Below are 21,044 nucleotides of genomic sequence, written 5' to 3' on the forward strand. Positions count from 1 at the left end.
ATGAAACGGAATTTTTAATTGGGCGCAACGTTAAGCTATGCGGAGTTTTAATTCTGTTTAGCAAATCATAAATGAGCGAAGTTATAGGACACCTTTTTAAGAAACAAACTAAATCACATACGCTCAGGTACATCAATACCTAATAAACCAAAAGCAGTTTTTATAACTTCAGAGGTCTTTTTTGAAAGCTGTACTCTAAAGATTTTTTCTTGCTCATTATCTGAACCCAAAATAGGTACACTTTGATAAAAAGAATTGTATTCTTTTACCAGCTCATAGGTATAGTTAGCGATTAATGCAGGGCTGTAATTTTGTGCGGCTTGTTGCACCGTTTCAGGGAAAAGAGATAGTTGTTTTAACAAATTACGTTCTTTTTCACCTAGAGATATCTCACTTTCACTCAATATGACAGAGAGATCAGAATTGGCTTTTCGAAGAATCGATTGAATTCTTGCATACGTGTATTGAATAAAAGGCCCTGTATTTCCTTGAAAGTCAATTGAGGCAGCTGGGTCAAATAAAATTCGTTTTTTAGGATCTACCTTTAAGATAAAATACTTTAAAGCACCTAAACCAATAGTTTTGTATAAACTTTCTTTTTCCTCTTCGGTATATCCCTCTAGTTTACCTAATTCCTCAGAAATTTCTCTGGCGGTAGCGGTCATATTTACCAATAGATCATCGGCATCTACCACGGTTCCTTCTCGTGATTTCATTTTACCACTGGGTAAATCGACCATACCATAGCTTAAATGATATAAGTTTTTGGCCCAATCGAAGCCTAATTTTTTAAGAATTAAAAACAATACTTTAAAGTGATAATCTTGCTCATTACCAACAGTGTAAACCAATCCGCCTACATCAGGATGATCTTTAATACGTTGTATGGCTGTACCAATGTCTTGGGTCATATAAACCGCGGTACCATCAGAGCGTAGTACTATTTTTTCATCAAGACCTTCATCGGTTAGATCACACCAAACTGAGCCATCTTCTTTTGTAAAGAATACACCAGTTTTTAAACCTTCAGCTACAAATTCTTTACCTAATAAATAAGTGCTACTTTCGTAATAAAGCGTATCAAAATCTACGCCTAAATTTTTATAAGTAATATCAAATCCTTCATAGACCCAGCCATTCATCGTTTTCCAAAGATCGACAACTTCTTTATCACCATTTTCCCACTTGCGAAGCATTTCTTGTGCTTCTAACAGGATTGGTGCTTGTTTTTTTGCATCTTTTTCTAAAATGCCCTTCGCGACAAGCGATGCTATTTCTTTTTTATATTCTTGATCGAATTTTACATAATAATTACCCACCAATTTGTCACCTTTTAATCCTATAGATTCAGGTGTTTCTCCGTTTCCATAACGCAACCAAGCTAGCATACTTTTACAGATGTGAATACCACGATCATTAATGATCTGTGTTTTATATACTTTTTTACCCGATGCTTTTAAAATCTCAGCGACAGCATAGCCTAGTAAATTATTACGAATATGTCCTAAATGCAGTGGTTTATTGGTGTTTGGTGAAGAATATTCAACCATAGTCGCCTTTTCATCAAGCTCAGTTTCAATTCCAAAATTTTCAGTTTTATAAATGGCTTTAAACTGATGTAAGAAAAAAGCATCACTTAATTCTAAATTCAAAAATCCTTTTACAACATTAAAATCAGCAACTTCTTCAACATGTTCCTTAATATATTGCCCGATATTAGCGCCAATTTCAACAGGATTTCCTTTTACAACTCTCAGAAATGGAAAAACAACAATAGTAATATCACCAGCAAAATCTTTACGTGTTGCTTGAAACTCTACATGTTCTATTGAGGCATTATAAATACTTCGAAAAGCATTTTGTACTGTAGATTTTAAGTTATTTTGAATATTCATTTACTAAAAATTGAAGCGCAAAATTAAGTAATTACAGTACAAATTACTACTTTTATTCATGCTAATTAGAACTTAATTAATGCAGAAGAAATATACCATTCAAAAATCGCCGTTTGTTGTACCTACTACAGATGGTAAGCTGATAGAAGAGCATTTTGGAAATGCCACAGATGGTAATTCAAAAGTAAGCATTGCTCATATGATAGCGCCACCGGGTTGGGGTGAACCTTTTCAAACTCCAAAATTCGATGAATATACTTACATAATAAAAGGAAAAAAACAGTTTATCATTGAAGAAGATACTGTTGTTTTAGAAGCGGGTCAATCTATAAAAATTGAAAAAAATACGAGAGTGCAATATTCCAATCCGTTTGCGGAAGAATGTGAATATTTAGCTATTTGTTTACCTGCGTTTTCGATGGATTTAGTAAATAGAGAAGAAGTATGAATGTTCAACCTTTTCACATCGCAATACCTGTTCACAACCTAGAAGAATGCCGAACTTTTTACCGAGAAATACTGAATTGTGAAGAGGGTAGAAGTTCTGACCATTGGGTAGATTTCAATTTATTTGGACATCAATTGGTTATTCATTATAAACCTAAATCTGACATCGATGTACACACCAACGCTGTAGATGGAAAGCATGTACCTGTGCCGCATTATGGTGTGGTATTGGCTTGGCATCAGTTTCATGCGTTTGCAGATAAACTTACATCAAAAGGAGTCACTTTTGTAATAGAACCGTACACGCGATTTAAAGGAGAAGTAGGAGAGCAAGCGACCATGTTTTTTTTAGATCCTGCAGGGAATGCTTTAGAGTTTAAGGCATTTAAAGACATGAGTCAATTATTTGCGAAATAAACTTAAATCTAAGATATACTACTTTTAAGAAGCATATATTTGCATTTTATAAAGAGATATGTCAACATTTTTAGATTTAGGAATACATAAAAAGTATTTAAAAGCTTTAAAAGAACTTGGTATAGATACACCAACAGAGATTCAGGAAAAAACGATTCCTATTTTATTAGATTCTAAAACAGATTTTATAGGGTTGGCTCAAACGGGCACGGGAAAGACTGCGGCTTTTGGCTTACCAGTTTTACATCAAATAGACGATTCAAAAGCTATAGTGCAAGTGCTTGTTTTAACACCAACGCGTGAATTGGCACAACAGATAAAAAAGCAACTGTTTAAATTCACAAAATATACTAATGCTAGAGTTTTTGTTGAGGCAGTGTATGGTGGTGAGAAAATAGATATTCAGATTGGTAGATTAAAACGACCAACTCATATTATTGTAGCCACGCCTGGTCGTTTGATCGATTTAATAGAGAAGAAATCTATCGATCTGCAAACTATTAAAACCTTAGTTTTAGACGAAGCCGATGAAATGCTTAGTATGGGTTTTAAACAAGAACTAAATGCTATCTTAAAATATACTACAGGGTCTAGAAATACGTGGCTTTTTTCTGCTACAATGCCAGAAGAAGTCAAAAAGATTATCACGAACTATATGAGTAATGATGCTAAAAAGGTTGAAGTCAATAAAAATGCATTGGTAAATGCTAACATTACTCATAAATATATATTAACTTCTATTAAAAATAAAACAGATAAACTTATTCAGCTACTTGAACGTAGCACCAATGATCGTGGTATTATATTTTGTAGAACAAAGTTAGGAGCTCAAAGCTTAGCTAAAGAATTATTAGAAGACGGATTTTCGGTTGCAGCTTTAGAAGGTGATATGCAGCAGAAAGAGCGTGACAAAGTTATGAGAGCTTTTAAAAATAAAAGCTTACAATTTTTAGTATCTACAGATGTTTCTGCAAGAGGTATCGATGTAACCGATTTAAATTTTGTAATACATCATCAATTACCAGAAAGTTTAGAATATTATACGCATAGAAGTGGTAGAACAGCGAGAGCTGGAAAAACTGGTGATTCTATAGCGTTAATTTTACCTAGTGAATTGCAACATATACATAAAATTCAAAAAGAATTAGGAATCAAATTTGAAGAATCGCTCGTATAATTACTGTTGAAAGTTTCGAAGTTAACTATTTGTTAACTATAATTACAAGTTTTTGTCAGCATCAAATATTGATTAATTTTGAATATGTAACTAATTTTATGCTATGATTGTTAAATTAATCGTATTGTTAATACTCTTTATAATAACTGTTTCAGTTAACTTTTTGGCTTAACTTCTTCTTTTACAGGCTAACAAAGTATTTTTTAGTAGCATGGCTATGGTCATCGGGCCTACACCACCAGGTACGGGTGTAATATAACTAGCTTTTCTACGCACACTTTTAAAATCTACATCACCCACTAAACGAAAACCATTTTTTTTAGATGGGTCAGCAACTCTGGTAATACCTACATCTATTATCACCACGTCATCTTTGACCATATCGGCCTTTAAGAATTCGGGAATACCCAATGCAGCAATAATAATATCTGCATTTTTGGTAAATTCTTCAAGGTTTTTTGTTCTACTATGCGTTATGGTTACGGTGGCATTACCCACTTTTCTTTTTTGTGATAGCAAAATGCTCATGGGGCTACCTACTATATGACTTCTACCGATAACAACTACATTTTTACCAGATGTTTCTATATTGTATCGATCGAGTAACTCTAAAATTCCGAAAGGTGTAGCAGAAATAAATGTGGGTAAATTCAATGCCATTTTACCAACGTTTGCTGGATGAAACCCATCTACATCTTTATCAGGGTGCACTGCCATTATCACTTTTTGCTCATCTATATGTTTTGGAAGTGGTAATTGCACGATAAAACCGTCAATGTCGTTATCAATGTTTAGAATGGCAATCTCATTTAACAATTCTTCTTCGGTTGTTTCTTCAGGTAATCTTACTAGTGTAGATTCAAAACCAACACGTTCACATGCTTTTACTTTAGCGTTTACATACGTTAAACTTGCCCCATCATTCCCAACAATTACTGCTGCTAAATGAGGTGCTTTTAAATCACGTTCTTTCATGTCGGCAACCTCTAGAGCGATTTCTTCTTTTATATCTGCCGAGGTTTTTTTTCCGTCAAGTAAAATCATATTTTGGATATAGTTTAATTTATTATGTTGTCACCTCGATCGGAGTCGAGAGGTCATTTATTTTTTTAAATTTAGAGTGACTTTCATTGTTACACTCAGCTAAAATTTTCAATAAATCATATTTATCATTTGCAAGTGCTAGTTTCTTTTTTCTACCCTATTTTTTATTTTTTTCTCAAAATAGATGGCCTGATTAACATCGTTGAATTCTTGATAAAATATTAACTTAACAGGTCTTCTTTTGTATGTAAAACTAGTTGTATTTATACCTTGATTGTGTTCTGAAACCCTCTCGTCTATATTGTTTGTAATACCTGTGTAAAGATAATTATCAGAGCATTGAACTATATAAACAAAATATAGCTTCATAGAACCTCTCGACTCCGCTCGAGGCGACATTCAATATTAATAATAAACTATTAAAAAAAATGAGATAAGTCACCTTACCTCATTTTTTATCTCATTCCTTTCATCATTTGCATCATACGCTTGCCTCCACCACCTTGCATCATTTTCATCATTTTGCTCATCTGATCGAATTGCTTCATAAGCTGATTTACTTCTTGTACCGATGTACCCGAACCTTTTGCAATGCGTTTTTTTCTACTAGAATTAATCATAGCAGGTTTGCTTCTTTCTGAAGGTGTCATAGAATGGATAATGGCCTCTATTCCTTTAAAGGCATCATCATCAATATCGACATCTTTCATAGCTTTACCAACACCAGGAATCATACCCACTAGATCTTTCATATTACCCATCTTTTTGATCTGTTGAATCTGTTTTAAGAAATCATCAAAACCAAACTGGTTTTTGGCAATTTTCTTTTGTAGTTTTCGAGCTTCTTCTTCATCAAACTGTTCTTGAGCACGTTCAACTAACGAGACAACGTCACCCATGCCTAAGATACGATCTGCCATACGATCGGGGTGGAAAACATCAATCGCTTCCATCTTTTCACCCGTACCAATAAACTTAATAGGTTTATCAACGACCGATTTGATCGACAAAGCCGCCCCACCACGAGTATCGCCATCTAGTTTTGTAAGTACAACACCTTCAAAGTTTAAGATATCGTTAAACGCTTTTGCAGTGTTTACAGCATCTTGACCCGTCATAGAATCTACTACAAAAAGTGTTTCTTGCGGATTTACAGCTTTATGGATATTTGAGATTTCTGTCATCATCTCTTCATCAACAGCTAAGCGACCAGCGGTATCAATAATCACTACATTTTTACCATTAGATTTTGCGTGTTGAATAGCATTTTTAGAAATTTCAACAGGATTCTGATTTCCTTCTTCTGCATATACTTCAACACCTATCTGCTCACCAACTACTTTTAACTGATTGATCGCTGCTGGACGATATACATCACAACCCACTAACAAGACTTGCTTCGTCTTTTTGTTTTTAAGATAGTTTGCAAGCTTACCAGAAAAGGTCGTCTTACCAGAACCTTGTAAACCAGACATTAAGATGATTGTTGGTGAACCACCAAGGTTGATACCTACAGTTTCACCACCCATTAATGCTGTTAATTCATCTTTAACGATCTTAACTAATAATTGCCCAGGATTTAACGTAGTTAATACATTTTGACCCAGTGCTTTTTCTTTTACACGATTGGTAAATTCTTTGGCTATTTTATAGTTAACATCGGCATCTAAAAGAGCTCTACGAACCTCTTTTAATGTCTCGGCAACATTTATTTCAGTAATTTTTCCATGCCCTTTTAAAACATGAAAAGCTTTATCTAATTTATCACTTAAGTTATTGAACATACTCCTACGTCATTTTTTATAAGTGGCAAAGATACTAATTTGTGAAGAGAAAATTTAGTCAGAAATGAGGGTTTTTACAATAACTTTTGCAGCTATTTTACTACCTTTTAAGGAAGGGTGAAAACCATCAGTACCATAATAAGAAAAATCATTTGTTTTGTCAAAATGGGCTTTCCATGCCTTACCTACGGGTGCTAGTAAAGCATTATTTCTCTTTGCTGCATCGGTATGATTTTTTATAACTTCCTCAAAGGTGTGATAATACTGTTTTGAAGGCCAAACCATAAAATAAACAAGTTTCGTATTTGTAGCATCACATACCTTTTTCAGTTTTTCACCATAGTTTATAAGGCTGGTTCTACCATATTCTTGTGAAGAAGGACCTTGCTGAATAATTACAAAGTCGTACGCATTTTTTTTGATAAGTTTTTGAACTTTTCCATCACTCCAATGATCTTCTAAACCATAATTTGGGAAAGCAACCAATGCTGTTTTTACAGTTTTACCTTTTCTGTTGGCTTCTTTTTAACTAATGAAGGTAACTCATTGGTATAGGTTAGACTGTTCCCAATAAAAAGGATACTAGTTTTTGAATTAACTTGCGAAAAGCTTAACACATAGATGAGTAGTAATACGCAAAAAATAATTTTTTTAGAATGCATTTTCTAAGTTCGCTTATCGGTCTCAGCTATGAGTAGTTGCGTGGATTAGTGGTTAATTTTTAAGTACACACCAAACTGAAAATCTGCGAGGATTTTCGTAAGCAGGCTCGTACCAAGCAATTAATAGCATCGTTGTGTGCAGTTTTTATTCGGTTATTCTTTTCTTTAAATCCATTCTTTCGTGCAGTATTCTCGTGATTTCCACATAATTTTTATCCAATGTTCTGTAAAATATTATGTGTCGGTTTGCTTTAACACCGAGAAGTTGCTTTGATATTCCTTTGTAGTTTTTTCCTAAATCTGGATTTTCCGCAATTTCTTCACAATTAAAAATCAGTTCATCGTAATATTTGTCAGCCTGTTTTTCAGACCAAACCTCAAATGTGTAATCCCAAATCTTCGATAAATCCTCAACAGCTTTGTTGGTCAGTTTATATTCAGCCATTCGAGTGCTTTTTGGCTTTCAAAGATTCTAGATGTTTTTTTGGGTCAAAATCGAGAGCAATTCCGCTATCGATTCCTTCTTGTATTGCGTTTTTTAAAGCAATCACTTTACTTTCTTCTTCTTCTAAAAGTCTTAATCCAGCACGAATAACTTCACTAACGTTTTTAAACCTTCCTTCACTTATTCGGTTTTGAATGAATTGGTCAAAATAATTTCCGAGCGATATTGATGTGTTTTTGTTCATTTGACATAATTTATTCAAATATACCAAAAACTGGTATAACAGCAAATTTTTTTTTCAAAATTCTGACTAACGTCAATTTTGTTTACTGATTATTAAGCTCTTATTAAACCCTAAATCTTCAGGTTTTAAATCAAATTTATCGATTTGTTTTTTAATTCTTTTCATCATTCCAAGTTTTCTTTTTTGATCGAGGAATAAGTATTGTTTTGGTGGTTGATATTGGATTTTTTTAGTAATCATATTCCATATAATTACGGCTAATTTTCTTGCAGTTGCGCTCACAGCTGAGTGCCTTCCTTTTCTATAAGCTACTCTGCATACACCCCAAATTCTTTAACATCTTCTAGTTCTTGCCCAATGGCTACAAAGTGAGATCGACTTCCTATATCAATACCTGCTGCATTGAAATTTACCACATCCATTGCGAGTTTCATTTTTCTTTCCATTCTAAAAAAATTAATGATTTATAAAAAATGATCCTAAGGAAATGTAACATTGTATTTGAAAATTATTCTGAACGGGGTAACTGAGAGATCAGTTCCACCACTGAAATTATCAACAAGCCTCTGAACCACGAATTCAGAGGCTTTTACATTTTCAACCAGAATTACGCCCGAGCTATGATGCATCAGTTTAAAAATCGGCCTTGCATAGGATCTTGATAAAGGTCGGAAGTGCAAAGAAGTTAGCAAAAGAAATTAATAGAATTTCTTTATGTGGGGAATTACAGCTAACGTTAAAATATGGTTATTTTCTAATGAATTATATCGACTGATAAGCGAATTTCGATGAAATTTTTTTAAGAAACAAACTAAATTAGCTTTCCTTTAGATAACCTTTTTAAATGGAAATATTTTAAAATACGTTAAACTTCTCCACAACCATTCTAAAGGTCCATAATTATATCGTGACAGCCACCATTTACTAAAAAGCATTTGTATAATGATGATTACAATGCCTAATAGAAAGGTATAGATATTTCTTAATTCACCAAGATATCCCATTCCCCAACCATAGAGTATCGCAGTACCTATAATTGTTTGCATAAAATAATTGGTTAACGCCATTCTACCATACGAAGCAAATTTTTGCAGAAAACGCTCACCTTTTAATTTCATATAGATTAATAAAAAACTTAGTATTAAACTTAAGGTCATAAATAGATTTGAAAGGTCATAGCCTGTTAAGGCAAATATAGAAGTCCAATTTCCAAAATTTGACTGCCCTTCTTTATTAGCTATTGAAAATAGAAAACTCATGAGAACAGTGGTTAACAGAAATAATCCTATTGACCAGTATAAACCTTTCAATAGTTTCTTTCTATTTTCTCTAAAACTTTCAAAGAATTTTAATTTACCAGCATACAATCCTAATAAAAAGAAAGCAAAGGTTAAGTAGCCTCTACCAAAAACACCTAATTGAAAATCGAGTTTCATGAGATGCCCTTCGGTAGCATTACTAGTAAAGACCTCCATAAGATTTCCGTTTTTTATACTATTGAAATAGTTTATAATAGCAGGATTATTTGGAGTAAATGCTACACCAGAAAACAGCGAGTCATTTCCAGCGAAAGCAAAAACAAGATAACGCCCAATACCTAAAAATAAAATTCCAGCAAGTGCTAGAATCCACTTAGGTTTTATGCTGTAAAAAGGAATTAAAAACACACCTAATAAGGCATATATGGTTAAAATATCGCCTCTATAGAATAGGTGGTGTATAGCACCTATTATGAGTAATAATAACAACCTCCACATGAAACGTCCTTCAAATCGAGTATTTTTTTCTGCTCCCTTTTCCATTTGAATAAAGAAGCTTAAACCAAATAAAAATGAGAATAGGGCGAAGAATTTTCCACGGATAAACAGAAATATAAAACCTTCAACGATACCGTCTAATACTCCTTGATTAGCCGCAGCCATGGCATCGGCAGGGGGAAGGCTGCCAATATAATTTTCTACCATGTGTACTATGACAATTCCTGCTAATGAAAAGCCACGCAATGCATCGATAGATTGAATTCTTTCTTTGTTCATGAGGTTATAATTAGTTGTATTTCAGAAGATTATATGTCTAAGTTAATCATTCGTGAATAAAGTTTTACTGTGCTATTAAAATTTTATAATTTAGTTAATATAATTTTAGCCTATGTCACAACAAGAAACAAATGCCTATATATTGGGCACCGAAGCTGCCGAATTACATCGCCTAGGGTTACAACATCAAGTATGGGCAAGTGAAGCCATAAGAGGCTGGGATTTAGCTGGTTTTACCCAAGGTCAAACGATTCTAGATTTAGGTTGTGGGCCTGGTTTTTGTACTACAGAATTAGCTTACATAGCTGGTGAAAAAGGTAAAGTAATTGGTGTAGATAAGTCACAGCACTATATTGATTTTTTAGATAGAGTTGCAGAACAATTCAACTTAAATATTGAAACTCAATGTTGTGATTTTAATGATATGCAACTCGCTGAAAATAGCTTAGACGGCGTTTATGATCGTTGGGCACTAGCTTGGGTTCCTAATGCTAAAGAAGTACTTACAAAGCTTCATCGCGCATTAAAAAAAGGTGGGGTAGTAGTGACTCAAGAATATTTTGATTGGTCAACCTTACAGACCGAACCTCATATTTCTGCATTGGCAAAAGGAATCGCTGCAGCGTTGCAAAGCTTACGTGATCAAAATGATATAGACGTAGGAAGAAAATTACCCGTCTATTTTGAAGAATGTGGTTATGAAGTAATTCATACTAGGCCTTTAACTAAAATGGCAACTCCTAATCAGTTTACCTGGCATTGGCCTAAGAGTTTTTTTACAATCTATTTTCCGAAATTGGTTGCTGCAGGTTATCTAACTCAAAAAGAAGTGAATGATGCTTTGTCTGCTTTTGAAGATCTTGAAAAAATGCCGGGTGCTACTATTTTTACACCCACCATGCGTGAAGTAATTGCAAGAAAAATCTAGTAATCTTTTTTTAATGTTTTGGTATGATGCTCTACGTGATGTGCTGTCCACATTATTATTTCCCGAACTACCATCTTACCCATAAGCGGGTGCGGAAGTACGAGCTCATCTAAATCATTATCTTTTATTTTACGCGTTTTATATTGTAGTTTTTTGTTTTCATTTTTTAACCTGTTTAAGATGTACTGCTTATCTTTTATTTTTGGAGGTTGCAACTTTTCATTATAAATTTTTGCATTTTCTAAGTTTTCAGACAATTTTTTCTCATATTTTTCTGCTACAGTTTTATAGGAGCGTACTTCTCTGTTATTTTTTCCGAACATAGTACGCATTAAAAGCCTTGGCATGCTTAACGAATCATTTAAAGGCTTAATACTTTTTAAAAGGTGCAATGCATGCTGTCCTACTGTCCATCTACCTTCTGGACCTTGTATCCATTTTTCATCTGGCTGATTTTCTAGCCAGTCAAATAATTCATGGTGTTTGGCTTCTAAAATTTCTGCGATCGCTTCTTTATCCATAAGAAATAATTTATAGAACTAAAGATATAGAAAATTAATTTATCTGGTAATACTGTTTTCTTTCACGTCATCCAAGGATAAAGCTCATTAAATATCGTATATAAATAATAAAAAGCTGAGGCAGTGATTTATTTTTTATCTAGAGATCGAAAAAGTTGTTAGAAATCAGACAAACAAGAGATAATTTTGCAACTTTTTTAAGTCACAGTTCATCAGTAAAGTGACCTCGGTGTTTTTCTTTACTAAACTTTTCTTTGTTATAATTTTCTGATTGACCTTTAGGTACAGATAAGTTTTTCCAATCTTTTCCTTTGAGCATTTTTCCTAAAAAAACAATTTGACCGACATGAAAAGAGTAATGACACAGTTGTCTGTTAATAGCTTCTAATACAGAGTGCCCTATATTTCTTATATAGATGATTTGCTCTAAGTCTTCTATTTTAAGAGTATTTATTATGGTAAATAAACAATGCCAACCAGATTCCCAATAGGTAATAACTTCTTCTTTAGTAGTAAATGAATTTATAAATTCTTGATCTCTATTTCTCCAACCTTTTTCACCATCTTCTGTATAAAAGTTGGTCCATCGACTTAACATGTTACCAGCTATATGTTTTACAATAATAGCTATAGAATTATCATCTTTACTAGTTTGCCAAAAGAATTGTTCTTCATCTAATTGCTCAAAAGTCTTATCGCCTAAGTCTTTATAATAGTTCAATTGTTTTTGAATACTATCTATATAATTTTGATGCATAAAAAAGAGTCCTCATCTTAAAACAGAGCGCTCTAAATTTACTCAATATTATTCAAAAATTACTTTGACTTTACAAATTTTATGGAGCTTGTATTAACACAATATCTTTTTCCTGTAGTTTCTTTAGGTCCGTCATCAAAAATATGTCCCAAATGACCATCGCAACGGGTACATGTTATTTCTGTACGTATCATACCATGACTGGTATCTCTTGTAAAATCAATAGTGCCAGGTATTGCATTATCAAAAGATGGCCATCCGCAATGTGATTCATATTTGCTTCCAGATTCGAATAACTGCGCATTGCAAGCCCTACAGTGATACGTGCCTTTTTCAAAATGTTTTGTATAACCTTCGTTGCCAGGTCTATCTGTACCTTTTTGACGGAGTACATAATACTCTTGAGGGCTTAATTCTTCTTTCCAAGCTTTATCAGATTTGATAATTTTTTCTGACATTTTATTTCTCTGCTATAAATTTTAAAGCTACACCATTTATACAATGCCTTATACCAGTTGTCTTTTTGGGACCATCATCGAACGAATGTCCTAAATGACCTCCGCATGAATTACATTTTAATTCGGTTCTAGCATAACCTATTTTATAGTCAATATCTTTTTCTACACTGTTTTTAATTGCTCTGTCGAATGAAGGCCAACCAGTTCCAGAATCAAATTTATGTTCAGATTTATAAAGAGGTGTATTACATGCCGCACATACATATATCCCTTTATTATAGTTTTTGTTGAGCTTACTAGTAAATGGTCGTTCTGTACCTGCTTGCCTTAACACATAAAATTGTTCTTGTGTAAGTATATTTTTCCATTCAGATTCTGATTTAGTAATCTTATATTCTTTTTTCTTTTTTTGCTCAGTTTTCTCTTTTTTTTGCGCACTAGTTGAGCAACTTAGAAAAACAAAAAATACGATTAGTACAGTTAAAATATTTTTCATCTTCTATGTTTTTATAAAATCTATTATTTTTTGAATGACGGTATCATCTCGTAAAACTTTTCGATGTCCTAAACCATTTGTTATAAGTAAAAGACCATTCTTTAGGTTTTGTCGAATTTTAAATGCAGCACTTACATCTACATCATTATCTTTAGTATCATGAATTACATAGGTTGGAATAGTAACCTTTTGCGCAACTTTATAGGCATCAAAATCACTCACATTAAAATTTAATTTTTTTAATACGATGGCTTTCATTTTATCTGATGTTTTTTGTTTTAACCCCATTTTTATAACAAAATCATCAAAAATTTTATGAGTAGAATATTCAATACCAATTGTAATTGCTTTTTTAGCTATTGGTTTTTTCGATTGTACGTTTAATAAAGTAATGCCTCCAAACGAATGTCCAATAGCGGCATCAAATGGACCATACTTTTCTGCGATATGTTCTAAAGCTTTAATATTCTCAACCATGTTGGTTGTTTTACCTTGTGATTGTCCATGAGCAAAACCATCATAAGCAATCACCATCATTCCATTTTCTAGTAACTTATCAGCTATGGCATACATTTGTGTACCTCTACCTGCCCATCCGTGAAGCAATAATACTTTTGTTTTTGAAAATCCATATTCATATACTATTAATTCTTTATCATATCCTGGAATTTTTTCAGAAATGTTTTTTGCGCTTTTTCGCATCATCATTTCTCGTTCTGGAGTTTTAAATTTTGGTGGTGTGGAAAATACCCTTAATGCAAATTTCGCTGCTGCTGTGGTTGAAAATAATTGATATAGTTTTCCGAGCCGTGTAATGCTGTCAGGAATTTTAAATGCATTATTTGGAACAGTATTTGATTTTTCATTCATAAGAACGAATTTATGTAAAATTTGTATATTTACGATAACCAAAAACGAATAGTATTATGAAGAAAATAATAACATTAGTAGGATTTCTTTTTTTAGTTTATAGTTGTAAAACAGTACCTATTACTGGGAGAAAACAATTGAGTTTAGTGAGCGATGCTCAATTATTACCCATGGCTTTTCAGCAGTATCAAGGTTTTTTAGACCAAAACAAATTATCGTCGAATACCGAAAAAGCGAATGAGTTAAAAGCTATAGGAAAGCGCGTTTCGGCTGCTGTAGATAGATATCTTAGAGCCAACGGAATGGCTGAAACAGCCGATAATTATCGCTGGGAGTTTAATTTAATCGAAGATAAAACGGTGAATGCTTGGTGTATGCCAGGAGGCAAAGTAGTCTTTTATACAGGTATTTTACCCATAGCTAAAAATACAGACGGTATTGCTGCCATTATGGGGCATGAAGTGGCGCATGCATTTGCACGCCATGGTGCCGAGCGTATGTCAACAGGAATGTTACAACAAGCAGGCGGTTTAGCAGTAGCCTTATCTACAGCTAACAAATCACCACAACAGCGTCAAATGTGGATGCAAGCTTATGGTATTGGTTCTCAATTAGGTGTTATGTTACCTTTTAGCAGAAAACATGAAACCGAAGCTGATAAACTAGGGGTTGTATTTATGATTATGGCAGGTTATGATCCTGCTGAATCTGTAAATGTATGGATACGTATGGGGCAACAACCTGGTGCAAAAAATGCGCCACCAGAGTTTTTAAGTACACACCCTTCTAACCAAACACGTATTAAACAATTACGCGAGTGGATACCTCAAGCAAAAGTAATTGCCAAACGATTGAATGCACAAACTATGGCAAACTAACCATTAAAAGATGGTTTTAATGCTAAACTTCCAAATTAAAAATTAGTACATTGTAAGCCGTTCTGCATAGCAGAACGGTTTTTAATTCTAACTAACTATGCTTAAACGAGGTGATAAAAAACTCATCAATGCCTGGGCATTTTATGATTGGGCAAATTCAGTATATTCATTAGTAATTTCGACAGCCGTTTTTCCTATTTATTATGCTTCTATAACCAAAGACAAAACAGTTTCGTTTTTAGGTATGCAATGGGAGCATCCCGATGCACTTTTTAGCTATTCTATCTCGTTTTCGATGTTAGTGGTAGCTTTTATTTCCCCGATATTATCAGGAATTGCTGATTATACAGGTAATAAATTAAAATTTTTAAAAGCATTTTGTCTTATTGGTTCTTTGGGAGTAATGAGTTTATTTTTTTTTGAAAGTATAGCTACCGTTTGGGTAGCCATTGTATTTTCAGTTATTGCAAGTATTGGTTTTTGGGGGAGTATTGTCTTTTACAATGCGTATTTACCTGAAGTAGCTTATCCTGAGCAGCAAGATAAGGCGAGCGCCAAAGGGTTTATGTTCGGGTATGTTGGTTCTGTAATTTTGTTACTTGTAAATTTAGGAATGATGATGTTCCCTAGCTTTTTTGGATTTGATGTTAGTATAGATGAAAGTTTAAAGTTAAACGGTAGCGAAGCTGAAATCGACGAAGCTATTAAAAGTGCTAAAAATTCTGCTGCTTTGAAAGCTATGAGAATATCTTTTGTTATGGTTGGGTTGTGGTGGTTAGGTTTTGCCCAGATTACCTACCGACGTTTACCTAATAATGTTTATAAACGCAAGCCTGAAAAGGATTATATCAAGAAAGGATTTAAAGAATTAAGAAAAGTATATAATGAAATACGGAGGTATCCACAATTAAAGATCTTTTTAATTTCTTTTTTTCTGTTTAGTGTAGGTGTACAAACCATTATTTATATGGCAGGTATTTTTGGGAGCTCAGAGTTGAACTTACCAACTAGCGACTTAATCGCAGCTATTTTATTGGTACAAGTAGTAGCGATTGGTGGTGCTTATGTTTTTTCTAGATTAACCGATAAAATTGGGAATATTGCAGCGTTAAAAATAACCATTGCTGTTTGGGGCTTGGTATGTTTTGTATTATTTATGATCGATAAAGAGAGTGAAAATATAGCGATACAATTTTATTCATTGGCTGGATTGATTGGTTTGGTAATGGGGGCCATACAATCATTATCACGTTCTACCTATTCAAAATTATTACCCGAAACAGAAGATCATGCTACGTATTTTAGCTTCTATGATGTTACAGAAAAAATTGCCATTGTATTAGGTACTTTTGTCTTTGGTGCCCTTATTTGGTTAACAGATTCTATGCAGTGGAGTGTGCTCTTTTTAGCAATTTTCTTTTTAGCTTCTTTTGTGGTGTTGAGTTTTTTAAAGAAGACAAAATATGTGCAATAAAAATTAAGGTTTCGCTTATCGGGTTTGTGTATGGTTTGTAGCAAGTCTATGTTCATTTATGAAATTACTTTGCACTGCTGTAGGTTATTTAAAATGGTGTATTTAAGTTTTTTATACTTATAAGTTGTTTTTCAGAGTTTTCTTTAAGCATTTGTAAGACTTTTTATATTTGTGGTTGCAGCCACGTCAAAGTGATCAGATGCTACTATTTGATTATAGGTGTTTAGAATATAAAAACAACAGGGAACTTTCTTTAAAAATCTGTAAAGCATATGCTAATGCATCTTTCGAATTACTTGAAAAGTCAGTCAGGATAAGTGCTTTTTCATGATTTTTATTTCTATTTATTGAATAAAATTATCACATTACAATACGATAAATAATGGTATTCATCATGATAAATTTATTAGAAATCTTTTTTCTTGGATTTATGTATGATTCTCCAAACAGGAAAAACTACCCATAATACCAGAATAGAGAAGGAGGTAAGCATACCTAAATTTGTACCAAAGAATTTTTGAAAAACAGCACCTGTATATCCTAATAAAGCTGAGATGTCTAATTTTAGCAGTATAAGTATTCTAGAGAGATCTATTGGATTAAGCATTGTTGCTGCCAAAGAGAATTTATCTAAAGGATACTCTTGTAAAAGGACTAATGAAATTAGAAATAATCCATCATAGATTACAGCTAAGAACAACCATAATAAAATTGCAAAACCAAAACCTTTGATCTTATTTTCATTTGATAAGGCTATATTAAAAGCTAAAGCAACAAAGATAAAAGTGAGAAAAGTTCCAACCAATAGTAGTGACAAAAAATTAAATATTTCTGATGACTGAAAAATACCATATGCTAAAAAAGGAATACCTAAACCTATAACTAAACTCAATGATAATGAAAGTGATACACCTATATATTGTCCTAAAAAAATAGTAGAGCGTTTTAAAGGTTGTGCTAATAATAATTCGGTAAATTCACGAGAATTGTAATAATACATCACGCCAAAAATGGTACCTATTAATGGTGTAAGTACTATAATAATGTTTAATAAAGTAATTACAGCTTTAGAAGTGTTATTATTCAAAAACAATAGTACAAAACCTAAGAGTAAGTAAAAAGCAAAATAGACGTAGCTCCAGCGACTACGCATTAGATCATAAAAACTATATTTTAATATTTTAAGCATGTTCTTTAGATAAAATAGTAGCTATTGCTTGTTCTAAATTTTGTTGTTTAGTTACTTTTTGTAGTTCTTGAATACTTCCTTTAAAATAAGTCTTTCCGTCAAGTAAGAAAACGATTTCATCTGCTACTTCTTCAACAAAACTCATAATATGAGAGGTGATTAAGATGGTTTTACCTTTTTCTTTTTCTTTTTGAATGATTTCTTTTAAATGAATTAATGAAATAGGGTCTAAACCTGTGGTTGGCTCATCTAAAATTATCAATGGACTATCAAACATAAAGGTTAATACTAAATTTACTTTTTGGCGAGTACCTCCAGAAAGATTTCCTAGCTTTTGATCAAGAAAAGTATTTAAACCAAATATTTCTATTAGATCTTTATCTAAAGTTGGTTTTGAACGTAAGTTCTTGATCATTTTGATCAATTCTTTGACTGTTAGATTACTAGGAAAGCTTGCTATTTGTGGCAAATAATCAATTTCATTTCTGTACTCATGTCTGCCTAAGATACCATCATTATCAATTTTTATTGAACCTTTATTAGGAATAACCATCCCCAAAATACTTTTGATAAGGGTTGTTTTACCAGAACCATTTGGACCTAGTACCGCAAAAATACCACCACTTTTAATAGTTAAATTAAGATCTTTTAAAACCTCTACCTTACCAAATTTCTTATATAGATGTTCTATAGCTATCATTTTACAGGTCGCATTAATGGATCATTATCTAGCAAGTTGTCTGGTGTAAAAACTGGTGATACTTTTTCAGAAAAATTAATAATATCTATAAATAAGCTTCGCAACAATACCAAAGTTTCTGGTGTTTTATTCACGATATAAGAGAATAATTTTACAGGTCTGTAAGGTACATCACCATAACCATTTTTATCAAGGTCGTAACCTGTATATGAACTCCAATAATTTTCATTGAAAGAATTATCATTCAATTTACTATTGTATGATATATCAAAAGCATTATTCATAAAATTATTATGTTTAAAAACATTGGTATAACAAGCTCCAGAAATTTTTACCCCCCAACCATTTCTTACAAAATTATTGCTTTTATAATTTATTCTGGTTGATCCTTCGGTATATACACCAGTGGTGTTTTGTTCAAAAGTATTGTGTTCAATTTCGGCATCATAAATTTCTTTTAATAATAATCCATAAGATGCTGTGCCCCAGTTTTCTGAAAATGTATTGTTTGTCATGTTTATAAATTTAGAAAACATTACAGCTACACCAGAGCCATTTTTGGTAAAAGTGTTATTATGGTACTCATCGTTATTCGAAAACATAAAATGTAAACCATAACGTAAATTATTATAGCTTTTATTCTTAAGAACTTTACTTTCGGTCACAAATTCGAAGTAAATACCATCACGAAGATTATGCAATTCATTATTTTCAACTACTACATTTGAGCAATGCCACATATGCACTCCATTGCCTGAACCTGCTTGATCAATAGCTTCACTTGAGATATGGTTATTTTTTATGACTCCGTAGTGAGATTTTTCTACAAGCAAACCAAAAAATACATTTTCTAAAGTAGTGTTTTTAATAATAAAATGTTTGCTTTTAGAAATATAGATGGCTGCATAGTCTTTGGTATAACTTTGACCTACATTTTTTAAAGTCAAGCCTGAAATAGAAACACTGTCTGATTTTATAATAAGAATGTATCCATTTTTGTTTCCATCTATAATAGGATTGTTTTCACCAACTATTTTTAATGGCTTGTCAATTAAAATGTTCTGTTCATTATAAACGCCTTTTTTTAAGGTAATTGTAGCGTGAGGTTTTGCTATAGAAATTGCTTTCGTTAAGGATGTGACCTTGCAAGTATTACAAACTTGAATTTGAGCAAAAACCAATTGTATATTGATGTATAAAAAAAAGTAAATACTATATAAGAAGTACTTATTCATTTCTTTACTATTATTATCTAATGATTAAAAATTTTGAATTTTCATTAGCTGTAACATAGTGCTCAATGTCTTTGGAAAATGTGTAAATTTCATTTTGTTCTAGAGCCAGCATTTTATTTTCTATATGAAAATTTATGCTACCTTGAAGAACGACTAATAGTGTGTCTTTAGGAGATGTGTGCTTAGGAAACAATTTACCTTTTTCTAAAGTAATTAATAATGTTTCTGTTGTCTCTGTTTTAAATATTTTAGAAACTTGTAAACCACTTACAGTAGCTTCCTGAATTAAGTTTGTATTCATTTTAGTTATTATAAAAATATTGTTGAATAGTACTCCAATCGTAAACCGTACCATTATTATTATTTCTTGTCAGACTTACAGCGTCATTTTTCACCTCAAAGCCAGTAAGATTAGCCCCCATAGGACTTTGTATAGAATCACTAATTAAAAAAGTTGCCTTGGTAGCATCTATCAATTTTTCAGGTGTTTTATAATCTGTAATTAAAAATAACCCAATCTCTTTCTGATCTTTATTTTTAAGATCATTGAGCATACACTCTATGGCATCATATTTAAAAGCTTTTCCTTTTTTAGTAACTAATTGAGCAGCATGAGTTTTATCTACAATATTCATTTTACAAAAGTTACAAGCATCTTTGCCATACTCAATTTTGGCAGGTTTAATTGAACATGAAATCAATGCAAAAATCAGTAAAAGAAAAACTGCACTTCTCATTTTAACTGTTGTTTAATTCTTTTTTACCAAAAATATACGCTATTAATGCTGTAATAATACCCAATCCTAAAAAGTATGCTCCTAATCTAGGATAGGAGTGTGCTGTAAAATTCAGAATATTCTTTGTGCCAAATAAAGGAGGTTGAAAGCCCATTTGGGTACCATCTGGATTTGTAAACTTCATAATCGCTTTTGGGTCTAAATTATGACCGTAGTCATGTTCCCAAAGATAAAAGTCATAGAGACCAGCTGTACTTAATAATACCATTAAAATAAACCAATATAAATACCATTTATGATTGAACTTAAAAGCTATTATCAATCCTATAATTGTAGTAATAATTATTCCTGCAGGAAATATTTTAAATTCAGGAATTGCTTCTGGTATATATTTCATACCCACATAATGATTCATTAGATTGATATTTTTTATATCATGCGGATTTGCATCGGCAAAATCGTTGATATGAATATTCATTCCTAGTGGAATAGGATATTGAGGTGCTTCTAGCGTAATATTCCACAGAGGGAATAGAAACAATCCTAACGGAAGTAAGGCTGCCAGAAACATTAATAGTTTAGATTTTTTCATTGTTTGTTTTTTCTGTGGTTAACAAAAAGGCTGTAAGAAATCAAAATTTATTATTTCA

26 protein-coding genes are annotated in these 21,044 nt (G+C 32.5%); 6 read left to right on the top strand and 20 right to left on the bottom strand.

From position 1 onward, the window contains the following. Positions 1-113: 113 nt before the first annotated feature. On the bottom strand, positions 114-1,895 hold the full coding sequence (gene argS, locus AC1EUY_RS06895) for an arginine--tRNA ligase (protein ID WP_480194776.1): 1,782 nt from the start codon (positions 1,893-1,895) through the stop codon (positions 114-116). Between the two features lie 79 nt (positions 1,896-1,974). Here argS and AC1EUY_RS06900 point away from each other — a divergent pair, with 79 nt between their 5' ends. From AC1EUY_RS06900 to AC1EUY_RS06910, 3 genes are read left to right on the top strand one after another with little or no spacing between them, the layout of a single operon-like run. Next, entirely contained in the window at positions 1,975-2,343 is a 369-nt protein-coding gene (locus tag AC1EUY_RS06900) for a cupin domain-containing protein (RefSeq protein ID WP_480194777.1), read from the top strand. Continuing rightward, complete coding sequence (locus tag AC1EUY_RS06905; RefSeq protein WP_480194778.1) at positions 2,340-2,759, top strand: VOC family protein; 420 nt, start codon at positions 2,340-2,342, stop codon at positions 2,757-2,759. The genes AC1EUY_RS06900 and AC1EUY_RS06905 overlap by 4 nt, the downstream gene beginning before the upstream one ends. Before the next feature lie 58 nt (positions 2,760-2,817). Beyond that, the gene (locus tag AC1EUY_RS06910) at positions 2,818-3,936 is read left to right on the top strand and encodes a DEAD/DEAH box helicase (protein ID WP_480194779.1); all 1,119 of its coding nucleotides are present in this window, start codon (positions 2,818-2,820) and stop codon (positions 3,934-3,936) included. Positions 3,937-4,104: 168 nt separating this feature from the next. Here AC1EUY_RS06910 and folD read toward each other — a convergent pair whose 3' ends face one another. The 8 genes from folD to AC1EUY_RS06950 form a co-directional block, all read right to left on the bottom strand. Beyond that, positions 4,105-4,980, bottom strand: a complete 876-nt coding sequence (gene folD, locus AC1EUY_RS06915) for a bifunctional methylenetetrahydrofolate dehydrogenase/methenyltetrahydrofolate cyclohydrolase FolD (protein WP_480194780.1) — start codon at positions 4,978-4,980, stop codon at positions 4,105-4,107. Positions 4,981-5,118: 138 nt separating this feature from the next. Next, the gene (locus tag AC1EUY_RS06920) at positions 5,119-5,379 is read right to left on the bottom strand and encodes a GIY-YIG nuclease family protein (RefSeq protein WP_480194781.1); all 261 of its coding nucleotides are present in this window, start codon (positions 5,377-5,379) and stop codon (positions 5,119-5,121) included. Positions 5,380-5,435: 56 nt separating this feature from the next. Further along, positions 5,436-6,764: a signal recognition particle protein gene (gene ffh / locus AC1EUY_RS06925; protein ID WP_480194782.1), complete on the bottom strand. Its 1,329-nt coding sequence runs from the start codon at positions 6,762-6,764 to the stop codon at positions 5,436-5,438. Positions 6,765-6,818: 54 nt separating this feature from the next. Continuing rightward, positions 6,819-7,250, bottom strand: a complete 432-nt coding sequence (locus AC1EUY_RS06930; RefSeq protein WP_480194783.1) for a hypothetical protein — start codon at positions 7,248-7,250, stop codon at positions 6,819-6,821. A 321-nt stretch (positions 7,251-7,571) separates the two neighbouring features. Then, positions 7,572-7,871 carry a type II toxin-antitoxin system RelE/ParE family toxin gene (locus AC1EUY_RS06935; protein WP_480194784.1) on the bottom strand — a complete coding sequence of 100 codons (300 nt, stop codon included), beginning with the start codon at positions 7,869-7,871 and terminating at the stop codon, positions 7,572-7,574. After that, positions 7,864-8,115, bottom strand: a complete 252-nt coding sequence (locus AC1EUY_RS06940; protein ID WP_480194785.1) for a type II toxin-antitoxin system ParD family antitoxin — start codon at positions 8,113-8,115, stop codon at positions 7,864-7,866. Before AC1EUY_RS06940 ends, AC1EUY_RS06935 begins: the two co-directional genes overlap by 8 nt. Positions 8,116-8,423: 308 nt before the next feature. After that, positions 8,424-8,561, bottom strand: a complete 138-nt coding sequence (locus AC1EUY_RS06945; protein ID WP_480194786.1) for a hypothetical protein — start codon at positions 8,559-8,561, stop codon at positions 8,424-8,426. Between the two features lie 381 nt (positions 8,562-8,942). After that, positions 8,943-10,151 (bottom strand): DUF418 domain-containing protein, encoded by a 1,209-nt coding sequence (locus AC1EUY_RS06950; protein WP_480194787.1) that lies wholly within the window; start codon positions 10,149-10,151, stop codon positions 8,943-8,945. A gap of 112 nt (positions 10,152-10,263) precedes the next feature. On the opposite strand from AC1EUY_RS06950, the gene AC1EUY_RS06955 reads away from it, so the two are divergent. Beyond that, the gene (locus AC1EUY_RS06955) at positions 10,264-11,079 is read left to right on the top strand and encodes a methyltransferase domain-containing protein (protein ID WP_480194788.1); all 816 of its coding nucleotides are present in this window, start codon (positions 10,264-10,266) and stop codon (positions 11,077-11,079) included. Here AC1EUY_RS06955 and AC1EUY_RS06960 read toward each other — a convergent pair. The 5 genes from AC1EUY_RS06960 to AC1EUY_RS06980 all read right to left on the bottom strand — a co-directional run bounded on the left by AC1EUY_RS06960 (position 11,076) and on the right by AC1EUY_RS06980 (position 14,181). Beyond that, positions 11,076-11,600 (bottom strand): DinB family protein, encoded by a 525-nt coding sequence (locus AC1EUY_RS06960; protein WP_480194789.1) that lies wholly within the window; start codon positions 11,598-11,600, stop codon positions 11,076-11,078. The two genes, AC1EUY_RS06955 and AC1EUY_RS06960, sit on opposite strands and share 4 nt — an antisense overlap. Before the next feature lie 202 nt (positions 11,601-11,802). Next, entirely contained in the window at positions 11,803-12,357 is a 555-nt protein-coding gene (locus tag AC1EUY_RS06965) for a DUF1572 family protein (RefSeq protein WP_480194790.1), read from the bottom strand. Positions 12,358-12,416: 59 nt separating this feature from the next. Further along, a complete protein-coding gene (gene msrB / locus AC1EUY_RS06970) occupies positions 12,417-12,815 on the bottom strand; it encodes a peptide-methionine (R)-S-oxide reductase MsrB (protein ID WP_480194791.1) in 399 nt (132 codons plus the stop codon). Between the two features lies 1 nt (position 12,816). Further along, a complete protein-coding gene (gene msrB / locus AC1EUY_RS06975; protein WP_480194792.1) occupies positions 12,817-13,311 on the bottom strand; it encodes a peptide-methionine (R)-S-oxide reductase MsrB in 495 nt (164 codons plus the stop codon). A 3-nt stretch (positions 13,312-13,314) separates the two neighbouring features. After that, entirely contained in the window at positions 13,315-14,181 is an 867-nt protein-coding gene (locus AC1EUY_RS06980) for an alpha/beta hydrolase (RefSeq protein WP_480194793.1), read from the bottom strand. A 56-nt stretch (positions 14,182-14,237) separates the two neighbouring features. On the opposite strand from AC1EUY_RS06980, the gene AC1EUY_RS06985 reads away from it, so the two are divergent. Both AC1EUY_RS06985 and AC1EUY_RS06990 read left to right on the top strand, forming a co-directional pair. Continuing rightward, a complete protein-coding gene (locus AC1EUY_RS06985; protein ID WP_480194794.1) occupies positions 14,238-15,059 on the top strand; it encodes a M48 family metallopeptidase in 822 nt (273 codons plus the stop codon). 97 nt (positions 15,060-15,156) lie between these two features. Beyond that, complete coding sequence (locus AC1EUY_RS06990; protein ID WP_480194795.1) at positions 15,157-16,533, top strand: MFS transporter; 1,377 nt, start codon at positions 15,157-15,159, stop codon at positions 16,531-16,533. A gap of 406 nt (positions 16,534-16,939) precedes the next feature. On the opposite strand, the gene AC1EUY_RS06995 is transcribed toward AC1EUY_RS06990, so the two are convergent. From AC1EUY_RS06995 to AC1EUY_RS07020, 6 genes are read right to left on the bottom strand one after another with little or no spacing between them, the layout of a single operon-like run. Continuing rightward, positions 16,940-17,722: an ABC transporter permease gene (locus tag AC1EUY_RS06995; RefSeq protein WP_480194796.1), complete on the bottom strand. Its 783-nt coding sequence runs from the start codon at positions 17,720-17,722 to the stop codon at positions 16,940-16,942. Then, positions 17,715-18,422, bottom strand: a complete 708-nt coding sequence (locus tag AC1EUY_RS07000) for an ABC transporter ATP-binding protein (protein WP_480194797.1) — start codon at positions 18,420-18,422, stop codon at positions 17,715-17,717. The genes AC1EUY_RS06995 and AC1EUY_RS07000 overlap by 8 nt, the downstream gene beginning before the upstream one ends. After that, on the bottom strand, positions 18,419-19,657 hold the full coding sequence (locus AC1EUY_RS07005) for a nitrous oxide reductase family maturation protein NosD (RefSeq protein WP_480194798.1): 1,239 nt from the start codon (positions 19,655-19,657) through the stop codon (positions 18,419-18,421). Before AC1EUY_RS07005 ends, AC1EUY_RS07000 begins: the two co-directional genes overlap by 4 nt. A 13-nt stretch (positions 19,658-19,670) precedes the next feature. Next, positions 19,671-19,958 carry a cupin domain-containing protein gene (locus AC1EUY_RS07010; RefSeq protein ID WP_480194799.1) on the bottom strand — a complete coding sequence of 96 codons (288 nt, stop codon included), beginning with the start codon at positions 19,956-19,958 and terminating at the stop codon, positions 19,671-19,673. A 1-nt stretch (position 19,959) separates the two neighbouring features. Beyond that, positions 19,960-20,394: a nitrous oxide reductase accessory protein NosL gene (locus tag AC1EUY_RS07015; protein WP_480194800.1), complete on the bottom strand. Its 435-nt coding sequence runs from the start codon at positions 20,392-20,394 to the stop codon at positions 19,960-19,962. 1 nt (position 20,395) lies between these two features. Next, positions 20,396-20,986: a hypothetical protein gene (locus AC1EUY_RS07020; RefSeq protein ID WP_480194801.1), complete on the bottom strand. Its 591-nt coding sequence runs from the start codon at positions 20,984-20,986 to the stop codon at positions 20,396-20,398. Positions 20,987-21,044 lie beyond the last annotated feature (58 nt).

Source organism: Maritimimonas sp. 2210JD6-3, from assembly GCF_056591795.1.

What these genes read in the sequence shown, in the direction of transcription:
- argS (WP_480194776.1), bottom strand. Translation starts at nt 1,895, where the DNA reads ATGAATATTCAAAATAACTTAAAATCTACAGTACAAAATGCTTTTCGA.
- AC1EUY_RS06900 (WP_480194777.1), top strand. Translation starts at nt 1,975, where the DNA reads ATGCAGAAGAAATATACCATTCAAAAATCGCCGTTTGTTGTACCTACT.
- AC1EUY_RS06905 (WP_480194778.1), top strand. Translation starts at nt 2,340, where the DNA reads ATGAATGTTCAACCTTTTCACATCGCAATACCTGTTCACAACCTAGAA.
- AC1EUY_RS06910 (WP_480194779.1), top strand. Translation starts at nt 2,818, where the DNA reads ATGTCAACATTTTTAGATTTAGGAATACATAAAAAGTATTTAAAAGCT.
- folD (WP_480194780.1), bottom strand. Translation starts at nt 4,980, where the DNA reads ATGATTTTACTTGACGGAAAAAAAACCTCGGCAGATATAAAAGAAGAA.
- AC1EUY_RS06920 (WP_480194781.1), bottom strand. Translation starts at nt 5,379, where the DNA reads ATGTCGCCTCGAGCGGAGTCGAGAGGTTCTATGAAGCTATATTTTGTT.
- ffh (WP_480194782.1), bottom strand. Translation starts at nt 6,764, where the DNA reads ATGTTCAATAACTTAAGTGATAAATTAGATAAAGCTTTTCATGTTTTA.
- AC1EUY_RS06935 (WP_480194784.1), bottom strand. Translation starts at nt 7,871, where the DNA reads ATGGCTGAATATAAACTGACCAACAAAGCTGTTGAGGATTTATCGAAG.
- AC1EUY_RS06940 (WP_480194785.1), bottom strand. Translation starts at nt 8,115, where the DNA reads ATGAACAAAAACACATCAATATCGCTCGGAAATTATTTTGACCAATTC.
- AC1EUY_RS06945 (WP_480194786.1), bottom strand. Translation starts at nt 8,561, where the DNA reads ATGGAAAGAAAAATGAAACTCGCAATGGATGTGGTAAATTTCAATGCA.
- AC1EUY_RS06950 (WP_480194787.1), bottom strand. Translation starts at nt 10,151, where the DNA reads ATGAACAAAGAAAGAATTCAATCTATCGATGCATTGCGTGGCTTTTCA.
- AC1EUY_RS06955 (WP_480194788.1), top strand. Translation starts at nt 10,264, where the DNA reads ATGTCACAACAAGAAACAAATGCCTATATATTGGGCACCGAAGCTGCC.
- AC1EUY_RS06960 (WP_480194789.1), bottom strand. Translation starts at nt 11,600, where the DNA reads ATGGATAAAGAAGCGATCGCAGAAATTTTAGAAGCCAAACACCATGAA.
- AC1EUY_RS06965 (WP_480194790.1), bottom strand. Translation starts at nt 12,357, where the DNA reads ATGCATCAAAATTATATAGATAGTATTCAAAAACAATTGAACTATTAT.
- msrB (WP_480194791.1), bottom strand. Translation starts at nt 12,815, where the DNA reads ATGTCAGAAAAAATTATCAAATCTGATAAAGCTTGGAAAGAAGAATTA.
- msrB (WP_480194792.1), bottom strand. Translation starts at nt 13,311, where the DNA reads ATGAAAAATATTTTAACTGTACTAATCGTATTTTTTGTTTTTCTAAGT.
- AC1EUY_RS06980 (WP_480194793.1), bottom strand. Translation starts at nt 14,181, where the DNA reads ATGAATGAAAAATCAAATACTGTTCCAAATAATGCATTTAAAATTCCT.
- AC1EUY_RS06985 (WP_480194794.1), top strand. Translation starts at nt 14,238, where the DNA reads ATGAAGAAAATAATAACATTAGTAGGATTTCTTTTTTTAGTTTATAGT.
- AC1EUY_RS06990 (WP_480194795.1), top strand. Translation starts at nt 15,157, where the DNA reads ATGCTTAAACGAGGTGATAAAAAACTCATCAATGCCTGGGCATTTTAT.
- AC1EUY_RS06995 (WP_480194796.1), bottom strand. Translation starts at nt 17,722, where the DNA reads ATGCTTAAAATATTAAAATATAGTTTTTATGATCTAATGCGTAGTCGC.
- AC1EUY_RS07000 (WP_480194797.1), bottom strand. Translation starts at nt 18,422, where the DNA reads ATGATAGCTATAGAACATCTATATAAGAAATTTGGTAAGGTAGAGGTT.
- AC1EUY_RS07005 (WP_480194798.1), bottom strand. Translation starts at nt 19,657, where the DNA reads ATGAATAAGTACTTCTTATATAGTATTTACTTTTTTTTATACATCAAT.
- AC1EUY_RS07010 (WP_480194799.1), bottom strand. Translation starts at nt 19,958, where the DNA reads ATGAATACAAACTTAATTCAGGAAGCTACTGTAAGTGGTTTACAAGTT.
- AC1EUY_RS07015 (WP_480194800.1), bottom strand. Translation starts at nt 20,394, where the DNA reads ATGAGAAGTGCAGTTTTTCTTTTACTGATTTTTGCATTGATTTCATGT.
- AC1EUY_RS07020 (WP_480194801.1), bottom strand. Translation starts at nt 20,986, where the DNA reads ATGAAAAAATCTAAACTATTAATGTTTCTGGCAGCCTTACTTCCGTTA.